The 13,871-nt window shown below is 59.0% G+C and carries 13 protein-coding genes; 12 read left to right on the forward strand and 1 reads right to left on the reverse strand.

Features of this window, described 5'->3' with window-relative positions; translation table 11 throughout:
• Positions 1 to 136 precede the first annotated feature (136 nt).
• The 10 genes from AB0313_RS04420 to AB0313_RS04465 all read left to right on the forward strand — a co-directional run bounded on the left by AB0313_RS04420 (position 137) and on the right by AB0313_RS04465 (position 8,317).
• Entirely contained in the window at positions 137 to 769 is a 633-nt protein-coding gene (locus AB0313_RS04420; protein ID WP_366303870.1) for a prepilin peptidase, read from the forward strand.
• Positions 770 to 1,039: 270 nt separating this feature from the next.
• Positions 1,040 to 1,237, forward strand: a complete 198-nt coding sequence (locus tag AB0313_RS04425; RefSeq protein ID WP_366303872.1) for a Flp family type IVb pilin — start codon at positions 1,040 to 1,042, stop codon at positions 1,235 to 1,237.
• Positions 1,238 to 1,266: 29 nt separating this feature from the next.
• A complete protein-coding gene (locus tag AB0313_RS04430; protein ID WP_366303874.1) occupies positions 1,267 to 1,461 on the forward strand; it encodes a Flp family type IVb pilin in 195 nt (64 codons plus the stop codon).
• 215 nt (positions 1,462 to 1,676) lie between these two features.
• Entirely contained in the window at positions 1,677 to 2,063 is a 387-nt protein-coding gene (locus tag AB0313_RS04435) for a TadE family protein (RefSeq protein ID WP_366303876.1), read from the forward strand.
• The gene (locus tag AB0313_RS04440; protein WP_366303878.1) at positions 2,060 to 3,067 is read left to right on the forward strand and encodes a pilus assembly protein TadG-related protein; all 1,008 of its coding nucleotides are present in this window, start codon (positions 2,060 to 2,062) and stop codon (positions 3,065 to 3,067) included. Before AB0313_RS04435 ends, AB0313_RS04440 begins: the two co-directional genes overlap by 4 nt.
• A 21-nt stretch (positions 3,068 to 3,088) precedes the next feature.
• A complete protein-coding gene (gene cpaB / locus AB0313_RS04445; protein WP_366303880.1) occupies positions 3,089 to 3,829 on the forward strand; it encodes a Flp pilus assembly protein CpaB in 741 nt (246 codons plus the stop codon).
• The gene (locus AB0313_RS04450) at positions 3,826 to 5,022 is read left to right on the forward strand and encodes an AAA family ATPase (RefSeq protein ID WP_366303882.1); all 1,197 of its coding nucleotides are present in this window, start codon (positions 3,826 to 3,828) and stop codon (positions 5,020 to 5,022) included. Before cpaB ends, AB0313_RS04450 begins: the two co-directional genes overlap by 4 nt.
• The gene (locus AB0313_RS04455) at positions 5,019 to 6,455 is read left to right on the forward strand and encodes a CpaF family protein (protein WP_366303884.1); all 1,437 of its coding nucleotides are present in this window, start codon (positions 5,019 to 5,021) and stop codon (positions 6,453 to 6,455) included. The genes AB0313_RS04450 and AB0313_RS04455 overlap by 4 nt, the downstream gene beginning before the upstream one ends.
• Complete coding sequence (locus AB0313_RS04460; RefSeq protein ID WP_366303886.1) at positions 6,452 to 7,399, forward strand: type II secretion system F family protein; 948 nt, start codon at positions 6,452 to 6,454, stop codon at positions 7,397 to 7,399. Before AB0313_RS04455 ends, AB0313_RS04460 begins: the two co-directional genes overlap by 4 nt.
• A gap of 9 nt (positions 7,400 to 7,408) precedes the next feature.
• Positions 7,409 to 8,317 (forward strand): type II secretion system F family protein, encoded by a 909-nt coding sequence (locus tag AB0313_RS04465; RefSeq protein ID WP_366303888.1) that lies wholly within the window; start codon positions 7,409 to 7,411, stop codon positions 8,315 to 8,317.
• Between the two features lie 168 nt (positions 8,318 to 8,485).
• On the opposite strand, the gene AB0313_RS04470 is transcribed toward AB0313_RS04465, so the two are convergent.
• Positions 8,486 to 10,519 carry a DUF6541 family protein gene (locus AB0313_RS04470; RefSeq protein WP_366303890.1) on the reverse strand — a complete coding sequence of 678 codons (2,034 nt, stop codon included), beginning with the start codon at positions 10,517 to 10,519 and terminating at the stop codon, positions 8,486 to 8,488.
• 3 nt (positions 10,520 to 10,522) lie between these two features.
• Here AB0313_RS04470 and AB0313_RS04475 point away from each other — a divergent pair, with 3 nt between their 5' ends.
• Both AB0313_RS04475 and AB0313_RS04480 read left to right on the forward strand, forming a co-directional pair.
• Positions 10,523 to 11,764, forward strand: a complete 1,242-nt coding sequence (locus tag AB0313_RS04475; RefSeq protein WP_366303892.1) for a bifunctional glycosyltransferase family 2/GtrA family protein — start codon at positions 10,523 to 10,525, stop codon at positions 11,762 to 11,764.
• 209 nt (positions 11,765 to 11,973) lie between these two features.
• Positions 11,974 to 13,686: a glycosyltransferase family 39 protein gene (locus AB0313_RS04480; protein WP_366304250.1), complete on the forward strand. Its 1,713-nt coding sequence runs from the start codon at positions 11,974 to 11,976 to the stop codon at positions 13,684 to 13,686.
• Positions 13,687 to 13,871 lie beyond the last annotated feature (185 nt).

Genomic DNA, 13,871 nt, shown 5'->3' on the forward strand with positions numbered 1-13,871 from the left:
GCACAACGACTACCAAGATTAGCGCGTCTGGGGCTTCAGGGTCAAAATGGGGTAGCCAGCGGCCACTGTGGCCGTGCCAGCTCAACCTATGTAGGGAGATGCAGTGTTGTCAGCGGGGAACGGAGACTCCAGCAACATGCTCCTGGTCCTTGCGGCCGGCCTTGCAGGCGGCCTCCTCTCTCCCATCGCCGAAGCATTGATTGCACAGCTCCTTCCGCGACTCGGCCGGGCCCCTTCGCCACGCGTCCGGACTGCGACGGCCGCCCTCACCAGCGCCGCATGCGTCGCTTTCACATTGCATTTTGGAATTACCTACAGCCTTCCGGCCTTCATATTCCTTGCGTTAGTCGGCGTGCAGCTTGCCCGGATCGATGTGGGGCTCCACTTGCTGCCCAATCCCCTTGTATTGATACTGCTCGCCGGCGGTTTTTTATTACTATTCCTACCGGCAGTAGTTAGTAAGCAGCCTGACCATTTGCTTCGAGCTGCCCTCGGAGCCGTCATCTTGTTTGCCGCGTACCTTGTTTTGGGACTTATCTCTCCCGGCGGCATTGGCCTGGGTGATGTGAAGCTAGCCGCACCGGTCGGCCTTTACTTGGGGTACCTGGGTTGGACCCAACTGCTCTACGGGGGCCTACTGGGCTTCGTTCTCAACGGTGCTGTCACAGTGCTGGTACTGCGCAGAAAAGGCCGGGAACAAGCCACAGAAGTGCCGCATGGCCCCTCCATGCTGGGGGCTTTGGCCGCGATTGCACTCTTCTCCGGTTGAGGACCTTCACCTCAATCCACCCGGCCCTCCAGCGTCGACTTCCAAGTAGCCGGCAGGGCATCCGCTCACCTTTCTAAGTACTCCCCCTATCTTTCGAGTACGTACTTTTGCCTCGTCCGCTAAAAGTCGAGTACTACTACGCATTGTTGCTATATACGTGCAGTGACAATCTCTTCTTAGCGAAGTCCAGCCGCTAAGGATTTACGGGGGCAGCTGGAAATTCGTTGGAATAAAAATATCCATTCATTTCACCGAATTAAGGACACTAAAATGACTTCTCTTATGGTCTCGATGATGGCTTTCGTCGCCGGCGTCAAGGATCGCTTCACTCGTGATGAAAAGGGTGCGACGGCCGTGGAGTACGGCCTCTTGGTGGCACTCATTGCTGCAGTGATCGTAGTTATCGTTGCGACGCTCGGGACTCAGATCAACGCCGCCTTTACCAAGATCTCCAACGAGCTGCCCTAGTTACTGCTCCGTACCTGGAAGGGGGGAAAATGTCTGTTTTCATGACGCAAGTCTTGGCTTCCATCATCGGGGTCAAGAATCGATTGAGCTCCGAAAAGGGTGCAACTGCCGTCGAGTACGGCTTGCTGGTAGCTCTTATCGCCGCAGTGATCATAGTCATTGTGGCGACCCTTGGCACACAGATCAATACGGCCTTCACAACGGTCAGCAACGAACTGCCGTAGGCCTGAGGGGCGGATCCGGAGGTCAACTCAAGGCCACCTGATCCGCCCCCTTTATCTTCACCACCTATGCCGCAAGCTCAGGCACAAGTCGGCGAAGACTCTAACACGATCAAGCATTCCGGGGCTTTCCCGGCTTCACAGAATTTGGTCATCCCATGTCGAAGACTCGTGCTAGCAGGCGAAGCGGTCGCCGCCATCGTGGCGACGCGGGTGCCGTGGCAGTCGAATTTGCGCTGATTTTGCCAATCTTCCTAGCCCTCGTCCTGGGGATCGCTGAGATGGGGCGGGCGTTCAACATCCAGGTGTCCCTTAGTGAAGCGGCACGCCAAGCATCACGCTATGCCGCCGTCCATTGCTCTGACGCCGGCTACTCACCTTCCAGCGCGCAGGCAGCAGGTGTAGCGGCCGCTCCTTCTGTGTCTCTGACGAACGCGAACATTACCATCTCGTACACAGGGACAGGTTCATGCGCTGACGGCAATGACGTCTCGGTCAGCGTCAGCTACACAACTCCGTGGATGACGGGCTTTCCCAACCTGATTCCTGGGATGCCGGCCAGCCTCAACATTCAAGGCAAAGGTGTCATGAGATGCGGCGCATGAAGAAAATCAAATCCGAGCGCGGCGTCGTTGCCCCTCTGACAGCCCTCATTATGGTGTTCCTACTGGGTATGGCAGCCTTCGCCGTCGACGTTGCCACCATGTATTCAGAGCACGCGCAACTTCAAAACGGTGCCGACGCTTCGGCACTCGCCATCGCCGGGGAGTGCGCCAAGTCTGCTACGCCCTGCGCTGCCGATCAATCCTCTGCAGCTGCCGGGTACGCCAACGGCAACGCACTGGATGCGCACAGCAACGTTCTCAGCGCTGTAGCTGACGCCACGGCCGGAACCATCGACGTTACTCTCCAGTCGCAGGACCCGGATGGAAGCAACCACTTCTCTCTTCAGTTCGCCAGGGTTATAGGGATCCCGACAGCAGACATCCGGGCTTCGGCGTCTGCCAAGTGGGGTTATCCCAGCAGCGGCAAGGGATTTCCTCTGGCCTTCTCGCAAAGCTGCTGGAACCTGGGGCCGGCAACACCTGTGGGTGGGGATGCACAGAAGATCACCTGGAAGCCCGGGACTCCCTCCTGCACAAACGCGTCCGGCCTTACTGTTCCGGGCGGCTGGGGATGGCTGGACGACGCATCAACGGATCCCTGCACTGCAGTCACCTCCATTGGAAACTTCACCTCGAGCAACCCCGGCAACAACCCGCCCACAACTTGCCAAACCATCCTCCAAGGCTGGAAAGACACGCTCCTGGCAGGCGGGACCGTAAAGGTCACCTTCCCCATTTTTGACACAGCCTCGGGCACCGGAAACACAGGCGTATTTCACATCGTGGGGTATGCAACCTTCAGCATCTGGGGCTGGCATTTCGGAAATGCTGCCGGGCCATACGAGTTCCGTGACACTGCCACGGATCCCGGCATGAACGCCAACCTGGCTTGTTCCGGTGGAAACGACCGCTGCATCATCGGCCAATTCGTCGAATACTCAACCTCCATTGGAGGCAGCGGCGGCTCGGACTTCGGGACAGACAGTGTCTCACTCATCAAATAGGAACCAAGTTAGGGGAATACATTGAAAACTCGCCTTCTGGGAGGCATCGTTGCGCTCGTGCTCGCCGTAGTCGGCACACTGCTTCTCATTTCATACGTTCAAGGATCTGAAGCCAGGGCCCAGGCGGACCTGCAACCCATCGACGTTCTGGTGGTGGAAAAGCAGATCCCGCAAGGATCGACGCTGGACCAGATCAAGTCGGCGGTCAAGCTCACTTCCCTCCCGTCAGCTTCAGTACCCAACGGCGCCCTGAAGAGCCTCGACGGCCTCGACGGGAAAGTGGCGTCCGCCGATCTGGTACCGGGAGAACCCCTCCTGGGAGTCCGCCTCGTTGACCCGACGTCTCTGGCAGCCCCGGGATCCGTTCCCGTTCCTGCCGGCATGCAGGAGATCTCCGTCCAACTCGACGCGCAGCGGGTTGTTGGCGGACGTATCGCGGCCGGCGACACCGTGGGCGTCGTAGCCCTGTTCGCTGGAGACGGCCCCGACGGCGCGACCGCGCAGCAGATCTTCCACAAGGTACTGGTCACCAGCGTCCAGCGGGCGGTCACCCAAAGCTCGGCGAGCAACCAGGCATCCAGCGAACAGGCAAACACGCAGCTGCCCACGGGCCAGTTGCTGGTGACGTTTGCCCGCAGCGACGCTGACGCACAAAAGATCGCCTTTGCCGCAGAGTTCGGAAAGCTCTGGCTCACGAAGGAACCGGCATCAGCTACGGAAAGCGCTCCGGCCGTCATCAAGAAAGTGGAGCTGGTCAAATGAGCAGATTCGTGTTGATCACCCCGGACAACAACTTCACCCAGCGGACCAAGCAAGCCACGAACAGCCTCCACGGAGCTGTGCAAACGTTGCAGGCTGATTACCTGCCGCCGAGCCCGGACGACATCCTTCGCGCCATCAACGGGGACCCAGCGGAAGTGATCCTCCTGGGTCCCGGGCTTCCAACCGAAGATGCTATCCGGCTTGCGAGCCTGTTCGATCTCCAGTTCCCGGAGATCAGTGTAGTCCTGGTCACTGAGGGAGGATCCGACGTCGCATTGCCGGCCATGCGGGCCGGTATCCGTGACCTCCTTAGCCCGGAGGCGTCAGTTGACGACATCCGGGCGATGCTGGAACGGGCCAGCCTGGCATCGGCGGGACGACGGAGGGGACTGGGTGCGTCTGTAGCGGAAGCACCCACCGGAACCCGCATCATTGCCGTGATGTCGCCCAAGGGCGGAGTGGGCAAAACAACGGTGACAACGAACCTGGCAGTAGGGCTGGGGAAAGTTTCACAAAGCAACGTCGTAGTGGTGGATCTTGACCTTCAGTTCGGTGACGTTGCTTCCGGGCTGATGCTGGAACCGGAGCGTACTTTGATTGATGCGGTCACCGGAGCGGCCGTACAGGACAGCATGGTCCTGAAGTCCTACCTGACCCTGCACCAATCCGGTGTCTACGCCCTGTGCGCCCCGCTTAATCCTGCCCAAGCCGATCAAATCAGCGGCGATCAGGTGGGCCACCTTATTGCGCAACTCGCTTCCGAGTTCCAGTACGTCGTGGTCGACACCGCGCCCGGTTTGGGTGAACACGTTCTTGCAACTTTGGATCGTGCCACTGATGCCGTGTGGGTTTGTGGCATGGACATTCCCAGCATCAGGGGCTTGCGGACAGGCTTCCGGATCCTCGAGGAGTTGAATCTCCTGCCCGAGAACCGGCACGTTGTGCTGAACTTCGCGGATCGCAGGAGTGGGCTCACGGTGCAGGATGTGGAAGCGACGATTGGCTGCCCGGTGGACATCGTCCTCCCACGTTCCCGGGCCGTTCCATTTTCCACCAACAAGGGCGTGCCGCTCCTCCAGGACGGCAGCCGGGACAGCGCTGCGCGGGGCTTGAGCCAGCTGGTGGAGCGTCTCAAGCCTGATTGGAAGGAAAAACAGCACAAGAAGCTGCACAGAAGGGCGGTAGTGCAATGAGTCTGGCAAGAAGGTTGGAAGCAGCCCGCGGAAACGACGAGGTCAAGAACGGCCCCGACACGGCAGTGCCGGCAGCCCCATGGAGCCCCAACAGTACCGCCGCTGCCGATCCGCTCGTTTCCCCGGCGTACACGGCTGAACCCAACGAAGCCCTCACTGCCGTCAAGGAACGGGCCGGTGTGGCGTTGTATGAGCGCATGGGCAGCCGGATCACGGATTCTTCCATCGAGGACGCGGAGCTGCAGCAGTACGTCAAGGATGAACTCAAAAAGATCATCGAAGAAGAAGACATCCCGCTGACGCTCACCGAGCGGAACCGGCTTGTCCAGGAGATTATCGACGACGTCCTGGGCCTGGGCCCGCTTGAGAAGTTCCTCAAGGACGGGGACATCACGGAAATCATGGTGAACGGTCCGGACAAGATCTACGTTGAACGCCAGGGCAAGCTCGGCGTCACCGGTGCCCGGTTCAATGACGAGGACCACCTTCGCAGAGTGATCGAGCGGATCGTGACGAAGGTGGGACGGCGCATTGACGAGTCGTCACCGCTGGTGGATGCACGCCTTAGCGACGGATCCCGCGTTAACGCGATCATTCCGCCCCTGGCCGTCAGCGGTTCATCCCTGACAATCCGCAAGTTCGGCCAGGTTCCGCTGACAGTCAATAACCTCATTTCCCTGGGGTCGATGTCTCCTGAAATCGCCGAGCTTCTTCACGCATGTGTCCAGGCCCGCCTCAACATCATCGTGTCCGGGGGAACCGGTACCGGCAAGACGACGTTACTCAACGTCCTGTCGTCCTTCCTGCCCTCGGACGAGCGGATCGTCACCATTGAAGACGCTGTGGAACTCCAACTCCAGCAGGAACACGTAGTACGGCTTGAGAGCCGCCCTCGCAATATCGAGGGCAAAGGTGAGATCACCATCCGCGATCTGGTTCGCAACTCCCTGCGTATGCGGCCCGATCGGATTGTCATTGGTGAAGTCCGTGGAGGGGAATCGCTGGACATGCTGCAGGCGATGAACACCGGCCACGACGGCTCAATCTCCACCGTTCACGCCAACTCACCACGTGATGCCATCTCCAGGCTGGAGACCCTGGTCCTGATGGCCGGCATGGATCTGCCGCTGCGCGCCATCCGTGAACAGATTGCCTCTGCCGTAAACCTCATTGTCCATATTTCCAGGCTGCGGGACGGGTCCCGGCGAATCACGCACGTGACCGAAGTACAAGGAATGGAAGGCGACATAGTCACCCTCCAGGACGCCTTCGTATTTGATTACAGTGCGGGCCTGGATGCCAGCGGGAAATTCCTGGGGCGGCCAGTGCCCACGGGTGTACGTCCACGGTTCGTGGACCATTTCGCCGAACTCGGTATTTCGCTGTCGCCCGCAGTGTTCGGCAGCTCGCCCGTGGGCGGTGGCTTCCGGTGACCACCACCAGCCCGGTATTCCTGGCGCTCGGAGTGGCACTCTGCCTGGGCGCCGGCACGGTCCTCTTCTTCGTCACGTTCAAGAGCAGCCGCGGTGCGATTGCCATTTCCCGTCGGAGGCCAGGGGTAGCCAACGGCCCAACCCTCCTTACGCGCGTCACGGATTCGGCCACGTCCTACCTGGAAAGGAACGTCAGCAAAAACGCCAGGTTCGGCAGCCGCGCCTCGTTGGAACAGGCCGGCCTGAAGATGCGCCAAGCAGATTTCCTGTTGTTGGTTGCGTCCATAGCCGTCACCGCCGGCTTTGTCGGCTTCATTCTCGGGGGAATTGCCGCGGCGTTGCTTTTCGTCCTGGCGACTCCCGTGCTGGCCATGCTGGTCCTGAGTGTCCTTTCTTCCCGCCGCCGTTCAAAGTTCGAAGCGCAGCTGGGTGACACCCTGCAAATGCTCTCCGGCGGACTTCGCGCCGGGCACAGCCTGCTCCGGGCCGTAGACGCAGTTTCTAAGGAAGCGGAGGTACCCACGTCCGAGGAGTTTGCAAGGCTGGTCAACGAAAACAGACTTGGGCGGGACCTCAAGGACTCCATGCTTGATGCTGCCCAGCGGCTGCGTAGCGAAGACTTCGAGTGGGTTGGCCAGGCGATCGAGATTCATCGCGAGGTGGGTGGGGACCTTGCGGAAGTCCTCGACCAGGTGGGTGAAACCATCCGCGAGCGCAGCCAGATCAAAGGCCAAGTCAAGGCGCTGAGCGCTGAGGGCAGGCTCTCCGCCTACATCCTGGTGGCTCTCCCGATTGGAATGTTCCTGTACATGTCAGTCGCCAACACCTCATACATCGCGACCCTTTACACCACCGTAATCGGGTGGGTCCTGCTGGGAGTGGGAGTTGTTCTCCTGGTTGCAGGTTCGTTTTGGCTCAGCCGCGTCGTGAAGATCAAGTTCTAGGAGGAAGACATGACAGCAATGGCTTGGCTGATAGTTGGCCTGATCGTGTTTCCCACTTCATTCCTGGTTTGGTCCTTCCTGGCCGTAGACAGGAGGGGGTTCGCAGCAGTTCGCAGCAACCTGGGGCGCGGCATCCGCCTCGTGGAGGGTGCGGTGCCCGGGGCAGGGGCTGTCGGGGCCGTGGATTCCAAACCATCGGTTCCCTTGGGCATGAGGGTGACACCCAAGGGGTACGTGGCTTGGCTGGATAAACTCCTGGCCCGGGCCGGCAGGCCCGCCCAGCTTCCCCTTCCGCGACTGCTGATTGCCAAGCCGGCGTTGGCGCTCCTCGTCGCGGTACTTGGGATCCTTATCGTCAGCAAGAACCCCACACCGTCGGCTTACCTGTTCGTAGTGCTGGCGGCAATCCTCGCTTACTTTGTTCCGGACATCCTGGTTCACGGCAGGGGCGTCGAGCGTCAGAAAGCCATCGAACTCGAACTGCCAAACACACTCGACCAGATGCTGATCTCCGTTGAGGCCGGATTGGGATTCGAGATTGCCATGGCGAGGGCAGCACAAAACGGAAAAGGCCCCCTGGCCTTCGAGCTCATGAGAACCCTCCAGGACATGCAGGTGGGCAGGAGCCGCCGGGACGCCTACCTCGGTTTGGCCTCCCGGACCGATGTTCCTGATCTTCGTGCCTTTGTTCGAGCCGTAGTCCAGGCGGACATCTACGGAATTGCGATCGCAAATGTATTGCGGACCCAGGCAAAGCAGATGCGCGTCAAGCGGCGGCAACGGGCCGAGGAGAAGGCCATGAAACTGCCCATCAAGGTTCTCTTTCCACTGATGTTCTGCATCCTCCCAGCCCTGTTCATCGTCATCATGGGGCCTGCAGTCATCAACGTGATGAAGAACTTCGTCGGAGCATTTTGACCTTCCACCAAGGCTGGCGCCCCTTCGGCGCCCAATAGACCGGACCCCCTCGGCACCCAGAACCGAGGGGGTCCGTTTTTGCTGTTTAGACCAGTCCGGCTACGGCGCTAGAACGATGAGGACCGTGCCAGCAGACACCCGCAACACGATTTACTCTCCAAGTTGACTTCACCGAGAGGCGAGGCCAAGCTCGCAACCGACGAAACGATATAGCACGGCGGAGCCCTGCTGGTCTACTTTGACAAATGCTGAGGAAGCCGTGGGAACGCTAAAACCCGGAAAATCATTTACCTCTGTACGCAGCGGATCGACGTAGTGCTCGCCAAAGTCGAGAAGAAATCCAACGTTTTCCCTTTTTGCAGCAGCACAAGCCTCAGAACCAGGAGCAGCCTGATTTAGCATCTTGGCCAACAGCAGACGGTCCGCATTCGAACCGGTATACGCATGCGGGAAGAGTACCCGTCGATCCGCGATCGCGAACGCCGTAGAACTACCGTTCCAGGGGTTGTTAGCCATCACAGCGCCCTCAGGTACCTCGGCACTAAGCCGTCCCAATAATTCAAGTTCATCGGGGCTCAACAATGGTGAGTCGTCTGCGAGAGCGTAGGTGCGTTCCCTCCCCGGCGCCGTTTCCGAATTTGTCGGCCAAATTACCGTGGCTGCCGCTGTAGCTGCCATGGCAACGGCAACAAGCCATTTGATGCGGAAGCGGGAGGCGAGGTTCTCAAATAACCACGTCGCAGCAACCCCCACAATAACGGCCCAGAATATCGGCAGGAGAGCTGCGAGCCGGGGGGGGTCCCCGTACCATGCACCAATGATAATTTTCCTCGCGAGCGGCTGCGGTAGGGACGCTGCTACAAGATAAAGCGTGACGGCGCCTCCGTATGCAGCCAGAAACCACCATTCAGTTCGGCGCCTGAACAGGACGATGGTTCCGAGCAGAGTGAGCACCGCAAGGCTCCAGCTGACGTCCCCGTGTGTAGGAGCAACCTCGAGAACACTTACTATGGCCGCCGGAAGGGTGTCTATCGGATCCCACGTAGTGGTCATAGGCCGCACTCCAGCCCAAACAATCAAGCCAAAGGAAGACACGCTGGTCCAAAGTGCTATCCATTGCAGGTAAGAAAAAGGGCTGGACCTCACCTGTTTGAGTTGCCGGAAGGAACGCACGGCGGCTATTGCGGCGAAACCCGAGGCAAGCCCCACAAGAGCTACCAAAGCCGACATATGAGCGATGACTAGTCCAGGCAGTCCCGCAAGGAGTGTTGTGAGGCCTAGCGGCCAAGGAATCGGTGGTGTACGACCAAATCCAAGTAACAAGGCCAATACCGCCAGCAGGGGAGCCAAGAACGTGACAGCAAGCATGTAAGGGAACAGCGGACCGAAGTCGCTCTTTTGGCTCTGCATGACAGTAAAAGGAAAAGCAAAGAACCCGGCGCTCGCAATACCGGCAGACAGCAAGGCAACCATCTTGGGACCAATGACGACGTTAACCAGGAAAAGAACACCGATTGGCCAAGCCAGGGCAACTACGGCGAAATTTAAGGCGTTCGCTGCCTCAACCACTGGTAGCCCCGTTGCCTCAGCAACAAGTGCAGCGAGTGCGTGCCAGATCTGGGGGTAAAACCCTGCGGTCTCCCCCATCAGCCCCCTCACAGCGAAGGGTGACCCGTCACGCGAATCGATGATCTGCCGCACGAGGTTAAGGTGGAAAGGCGTGTCTATGCCTTGGTTGATGTTGGCCGGGTCCTCGACAACCTGACCATAGCGCAGAGCCAGAAGGATCCCGCTGGCAAGCAAAGCCAGCCAGTATGCAGCGCCCAGCGACTGTTCTCTTCGATCCCAAAAAAAGAACTTCGGCCACAGCCTGGCACCTCCACGGACCAGGATGAGCGTAACTCCAGCACAAACCACTGTGGCCACGCTGAAAACGCCAAACTGCCAGTCGACGTGCAGCCACCAGCAAGCAAGAGTGGAGACGGCAACAAGTGATGCTGTCAGGACTGGCGCAAACGACATCATCCAGATCCGCCGCAACCCTAGCGCCCAGCCAAAAAGCAGTCCGGGCAGCACGAGCAGCGCACTCGCCACAACAAAGCCCGGCAGAGCAGTAAGCCACGAGATCAAGGATTCCCCAAGTAGTTCATAAGTATTCCCCCAGTTTCGAGTTTCTGCCCGGAAGCCGTCCATAGCATACATAGCATGAAACTTAGCCACGGGGGCCTGGCGCTTGAAATTGTCGTACCGGTCTTCAACGAGGAATCGGTACTCGAAAAGAGCATCACTGAACTCGCAAATTATCTTCATAATGAAATTTCAGTGACGTGGCAGATTACCATCGCCGACAACGCAAGCACTGACAAGACACCAGCAATCGCGGCCAGCCTGGCCCACCGCATGTCAAACGTGGCTTACCGGCGGCTTGACGTGAAGGGCCGTGGTTGGGCCCTCCGTGATGCTTGGAGTTCTTCCGCCGCGGAAGTCTTGGCGTACGTGGACGTGGACCTTTCTACGGACCTCGCGGCACTTCCCCCGCTGGTGGCACCGTTGTTGTCCGGCCACTCGGATATCTCCATTGGCACGAGGCTTGGCCAGAGCTCCCGCGTGAGCCGCGGGACGCAGCGTGAGTTCATTTCGCGCTCGTACAACTTTCTCCTGAAACGCACCATGCAGGTTCGTTTCTCCGATGCTCAGTGCGGCTTCAAGGCCATCCGGGCTGACGTCGCGAAGAGGCTCCTTCCCCATATTGGGGACAACGGATGGTTCTTTGACACGGAACTCCTGATCATCGCGGAGCGCTCGGGCCTTCGGATTCACGAGATCCCAGTGGACTGGGTGGACGACCCGGACAGCCGCGTGGACATTATGCAGACTGCAGTTGATGACATTCGCGGACTGATTCGCCTCACAGGCTCCCTCGTGAAGGGGTCGATTCCCGTCCAGGCGATATATGCAGAGCTGGGGCGTCGCCCAATGGTTCCACAGTCGAGGCCCAGCTTTTTTGGTCAGGTTATTCGGTTCGGCGTTGTCGGCGCCATATCAACGGTGGCGTTCGCCCTGCTCTACGTGCTGTTTCAAGGGTCTTTTGGCGCGCAGGCGGCCAATTTTCTCGCCCTCCTCCTAACGGCTGTGGGCAATACGGCCGCTAATCGCCGTTTTACTTTCGGTATGAACGGTCCGGACAGGCTCTTTACCCAGCAGTTCCAGGGACTTGTCGTGTTTACACTGGCTTGGTCAATAACATCATCATCGCTGTTGGTATTGCATGCTTCTGCGCCGCACTCTTCCTCTACCATGGAACTCGTGACACTGACTGGCGCTAATATCCTGGCGACGCTTATGCGGTTCGTCATGTTGCGCGTCTGGGTATTCCGTGTGCACAGGGGTGATGCTTTCCGCCGCGTCGTGGCCAGCTCAAGCGCTCAAACGGCGCGGGCATCTTGAAGCCCCTGACATCCGACCCGTCACATCCCAAGGGGCAATCAGGACAGGTGCCAGGAGCGCGCCAAACAACCTTTGCTTCATACCCGCCGAGCTTTTTTCGCCAGCGGGAAAATCCGATGTTATTGGCCTTGTTGGTCCTAACCGCTGTGCTCTATCTGTGGGGACTGGATCGAAACGGATGGGCCAATTCGTACTACTCTGCAGCTGCAATGGCAGGCTCGCAAGATTGGACGGCATTCTTTTTCTCCTCATCGGATCCGGGCAACGCCATTAGTGTCGATAAGCCTCCGCTGAGTCTCTGGGTAATGTCAGCCTCCGTCCGAGCCTTCGGTCTAAGCCCCTGGAGCATTTTGGTGCCCCAGGCTTTGATGGGCGTTGCGAGTGTTTACCTGGTATACCGCATGGTTCGCGTCTATGTCGGACGCGCAGCAGGCCTTCTTGCCGCGACGTTTTTCGCCGTAACCCCAGTTGCTGTGGTGATGTTCCGCTACAACAATCCAGATGCGTTGTTGACTCTGCTGATGATCGGCGTAGCCTACGCCGCTTTGGAGTCCATACGCCGCAACAAACTCCGGTGGCTGATTCTTGCCGGTGGACTTACAGGCGCTGCCCTGCTGACCAAGCAGCTTCAAATCGCATTGGTCCTGCCTGCAGTCGGTGTTGCCTACCTCGCGTTTGCGACACCTCCAATAGTGAAACGAGTCCTGCACGTCTCAGCCGCCCTCGTGTCAGCCTTATTTACGGGGGGCTGGTGGTTCGTCCTTGTCCAGGTGGTCCCTTCCGCCAGTCGGCCCTTCGTCGGAGGATCCCGTTCTAACAGTGCCGTGGAATTGAGTTTGGGGTACAACGGCCTGGACCGTCTTACAGGCGTGGACGCCAGCCGGACGATGTCTCCCAGCACGGTGAGCCTCGCTGAAAAACTGGATCCAGGATTTCAGCGTTTCCTGCAACCGCAATTCTCGGGCCAGTTTGGCTGGTTCCTGCCTCTGGCCGTCGCAGGCCTATCCATTGCGGTCTGGCACATCATGCGGCAGAGCGGCAGCCGCCGATACCGCGCGTTCCTCAGTCTTTGTGGTCTGTGGTTTCTCTGCTCCTCGACGGTTCTGGCCTTTATGTCCGGGATTGTGCACCCCTATTACTCTCTGACTGTTGTACCGCCCCTATGCTGCCTCGCAGGGACTGGTCTGTTGCACTTGTACAGACTTCGTAATCGCCGAAGTGCACGGGCGCTGCTCGCTGGAACGCTCTTAGCAACAATGGTCCTGGCCTTCCTTTCGGCGAGTCGCTCAACCGCAGATTTCCCGAGAGGCCCCGTTGTAGCACTCCTTGTCTGGTCAGTGGCCATAACCTTTCTAGTGGCTCCGCCTCCATTTCCAGCCCTCCGAAAGCTGTACGGGGGAGTTTTGGCGGTGGCGCTATTGGTCGGTCCTTTCGCTTGGTCCGTCAATACAGTGCTAAGTCCGCACGAGGGTGCAGTCGTCGTGGCTGGTCCCAGTATCCTCGGGATCCGCACGGACCATCCCGACCGTCAACAGATGGGTTCCGAAGTGCCCCCCAGCTTCGTGGCGTTAACGTTCGGCGACCTACCAGAACCCGGAATCGTTTCGCGCCTCACTGCCACTCCGGATAGCAGCACATGGTCAGCAGCCATGGTGGGCTCGGAGACAGCAGCTAACTACCAGCTGGCCAGCAAACGGTCGGTGCTGCCGCTAGGCGGATTTGACGGTACTGATCCCTTCCCGACCTTGGAACAGTTTCAGCGGATGGTCGCCGACCACCAGGTGGAGTCCGTAGTCATTCAGGACCTGCCGCCGCTGACCCTTGAGGGCCGCGGAGAGTCGGCGAGAATCGTGGACTGGGTAAAAGGCCATTATGGGGCCGAACAAATCGGAAGCGCCCAATACTACAAGCTGCTCCCGTAGCGGCGGAAGGACTGAAGTGGCCGCACTACTTTTGTCCGTATCGGGGCTGGGCCACCCTTTCGATATCGCAGGGCTTGCCGGTTAGTCCCGCAGGAAAGATACAGCTTGAAAAGGCTTTCCACAGGATCCTGCAAGAACCGGTCAACACCGCATCAAGCCTTGCTAACTTCGTTTTAGTGCTGGTG

The sequence above is a fragment of the Pseudarthrobacter sp. NPDC080039 genome (assembly GCF_040702335.1).
Taxonomy (GTDB): domain Bacteria; phylum Actinomycetota; class Actinomycetes; order Actinomycetales; family Micrococcaceae; genus Arthrobacter; species Arthrobacter enclensis_A.

Bases quoted from the DNA above. Each gene is read 5' to 3' on its own strand.
- AB0313_RS04465 (WP_366303888.1), top strand. From the start codon at position 7,409: ATGACAGCAATGGCTTGGCTGATAGTTGGCCTGATCGTGTTTCCCACT.
- AB0313_RS04475 (WP_366303892.1), top strand. From the start codon at position 10,523: ATGAAACTTAGCCACGGGGGCCTGGCGCTTGAAATTGTCGTACCGGTC.
- AB0313_RS04430 (WP_366303874.1), top strand. From the start codon at position 1,267: ATGTCTGTTTTCATGACGCAAGTCTTGGCTTCCATCATCGGGGTCAAG.
- AB0313_RS04455 (WP_366303884.1), top strand. From the start codon at position 5,019: ATGAGTCTGGCAAGAAGGTTGGAAGCAGCCCGCGGAAACGACGAGGTC.
- AB0313_RS04480 (WP_366304250.1), top strand. From the start codon at position 11,974: ATGGCAGGCTCGCAAGATTGGACGGCATTCTTTTTCTCCTCATCGGAT.
- AB0313_RS04440 (WP_366303878.1), top strand. From the start codon at position 2,060: ATGAAGAAAATCAAATCCGAGCGCGGCGTCGTTGCCCCTCTGACAGCC.
- AB0313_RS04450 (WP_366303882.1), top strand. From the start codon at position 3,826: ATGAGCAGATTCGTGTTGATCACCCCGGACAACAACTTCACCCAGCGG.
- AB0313_RS04470 (WP_366303890.1), bottom strand. From the start codon at position 10,519: ATGTATGCTATGGACGGCTTCCGGGCAGAAACTCGAAACTGGGGGAAT.
- AB0313_RS04420 (WP_366303870.1), top strand. From the start codon at position 137: ATGCTCCTGGTCCTTGCGGCCGGCCTTGCAGGCGGCCTCCTCTCTCCC.
- AB0313_RS04425 (WP_366303872.1), top strand. From the start codon at position 1,040: ATGACTTCTCTTATGGTCTCGATGATGGCTTTCGTCGCCGGCGTCAAG.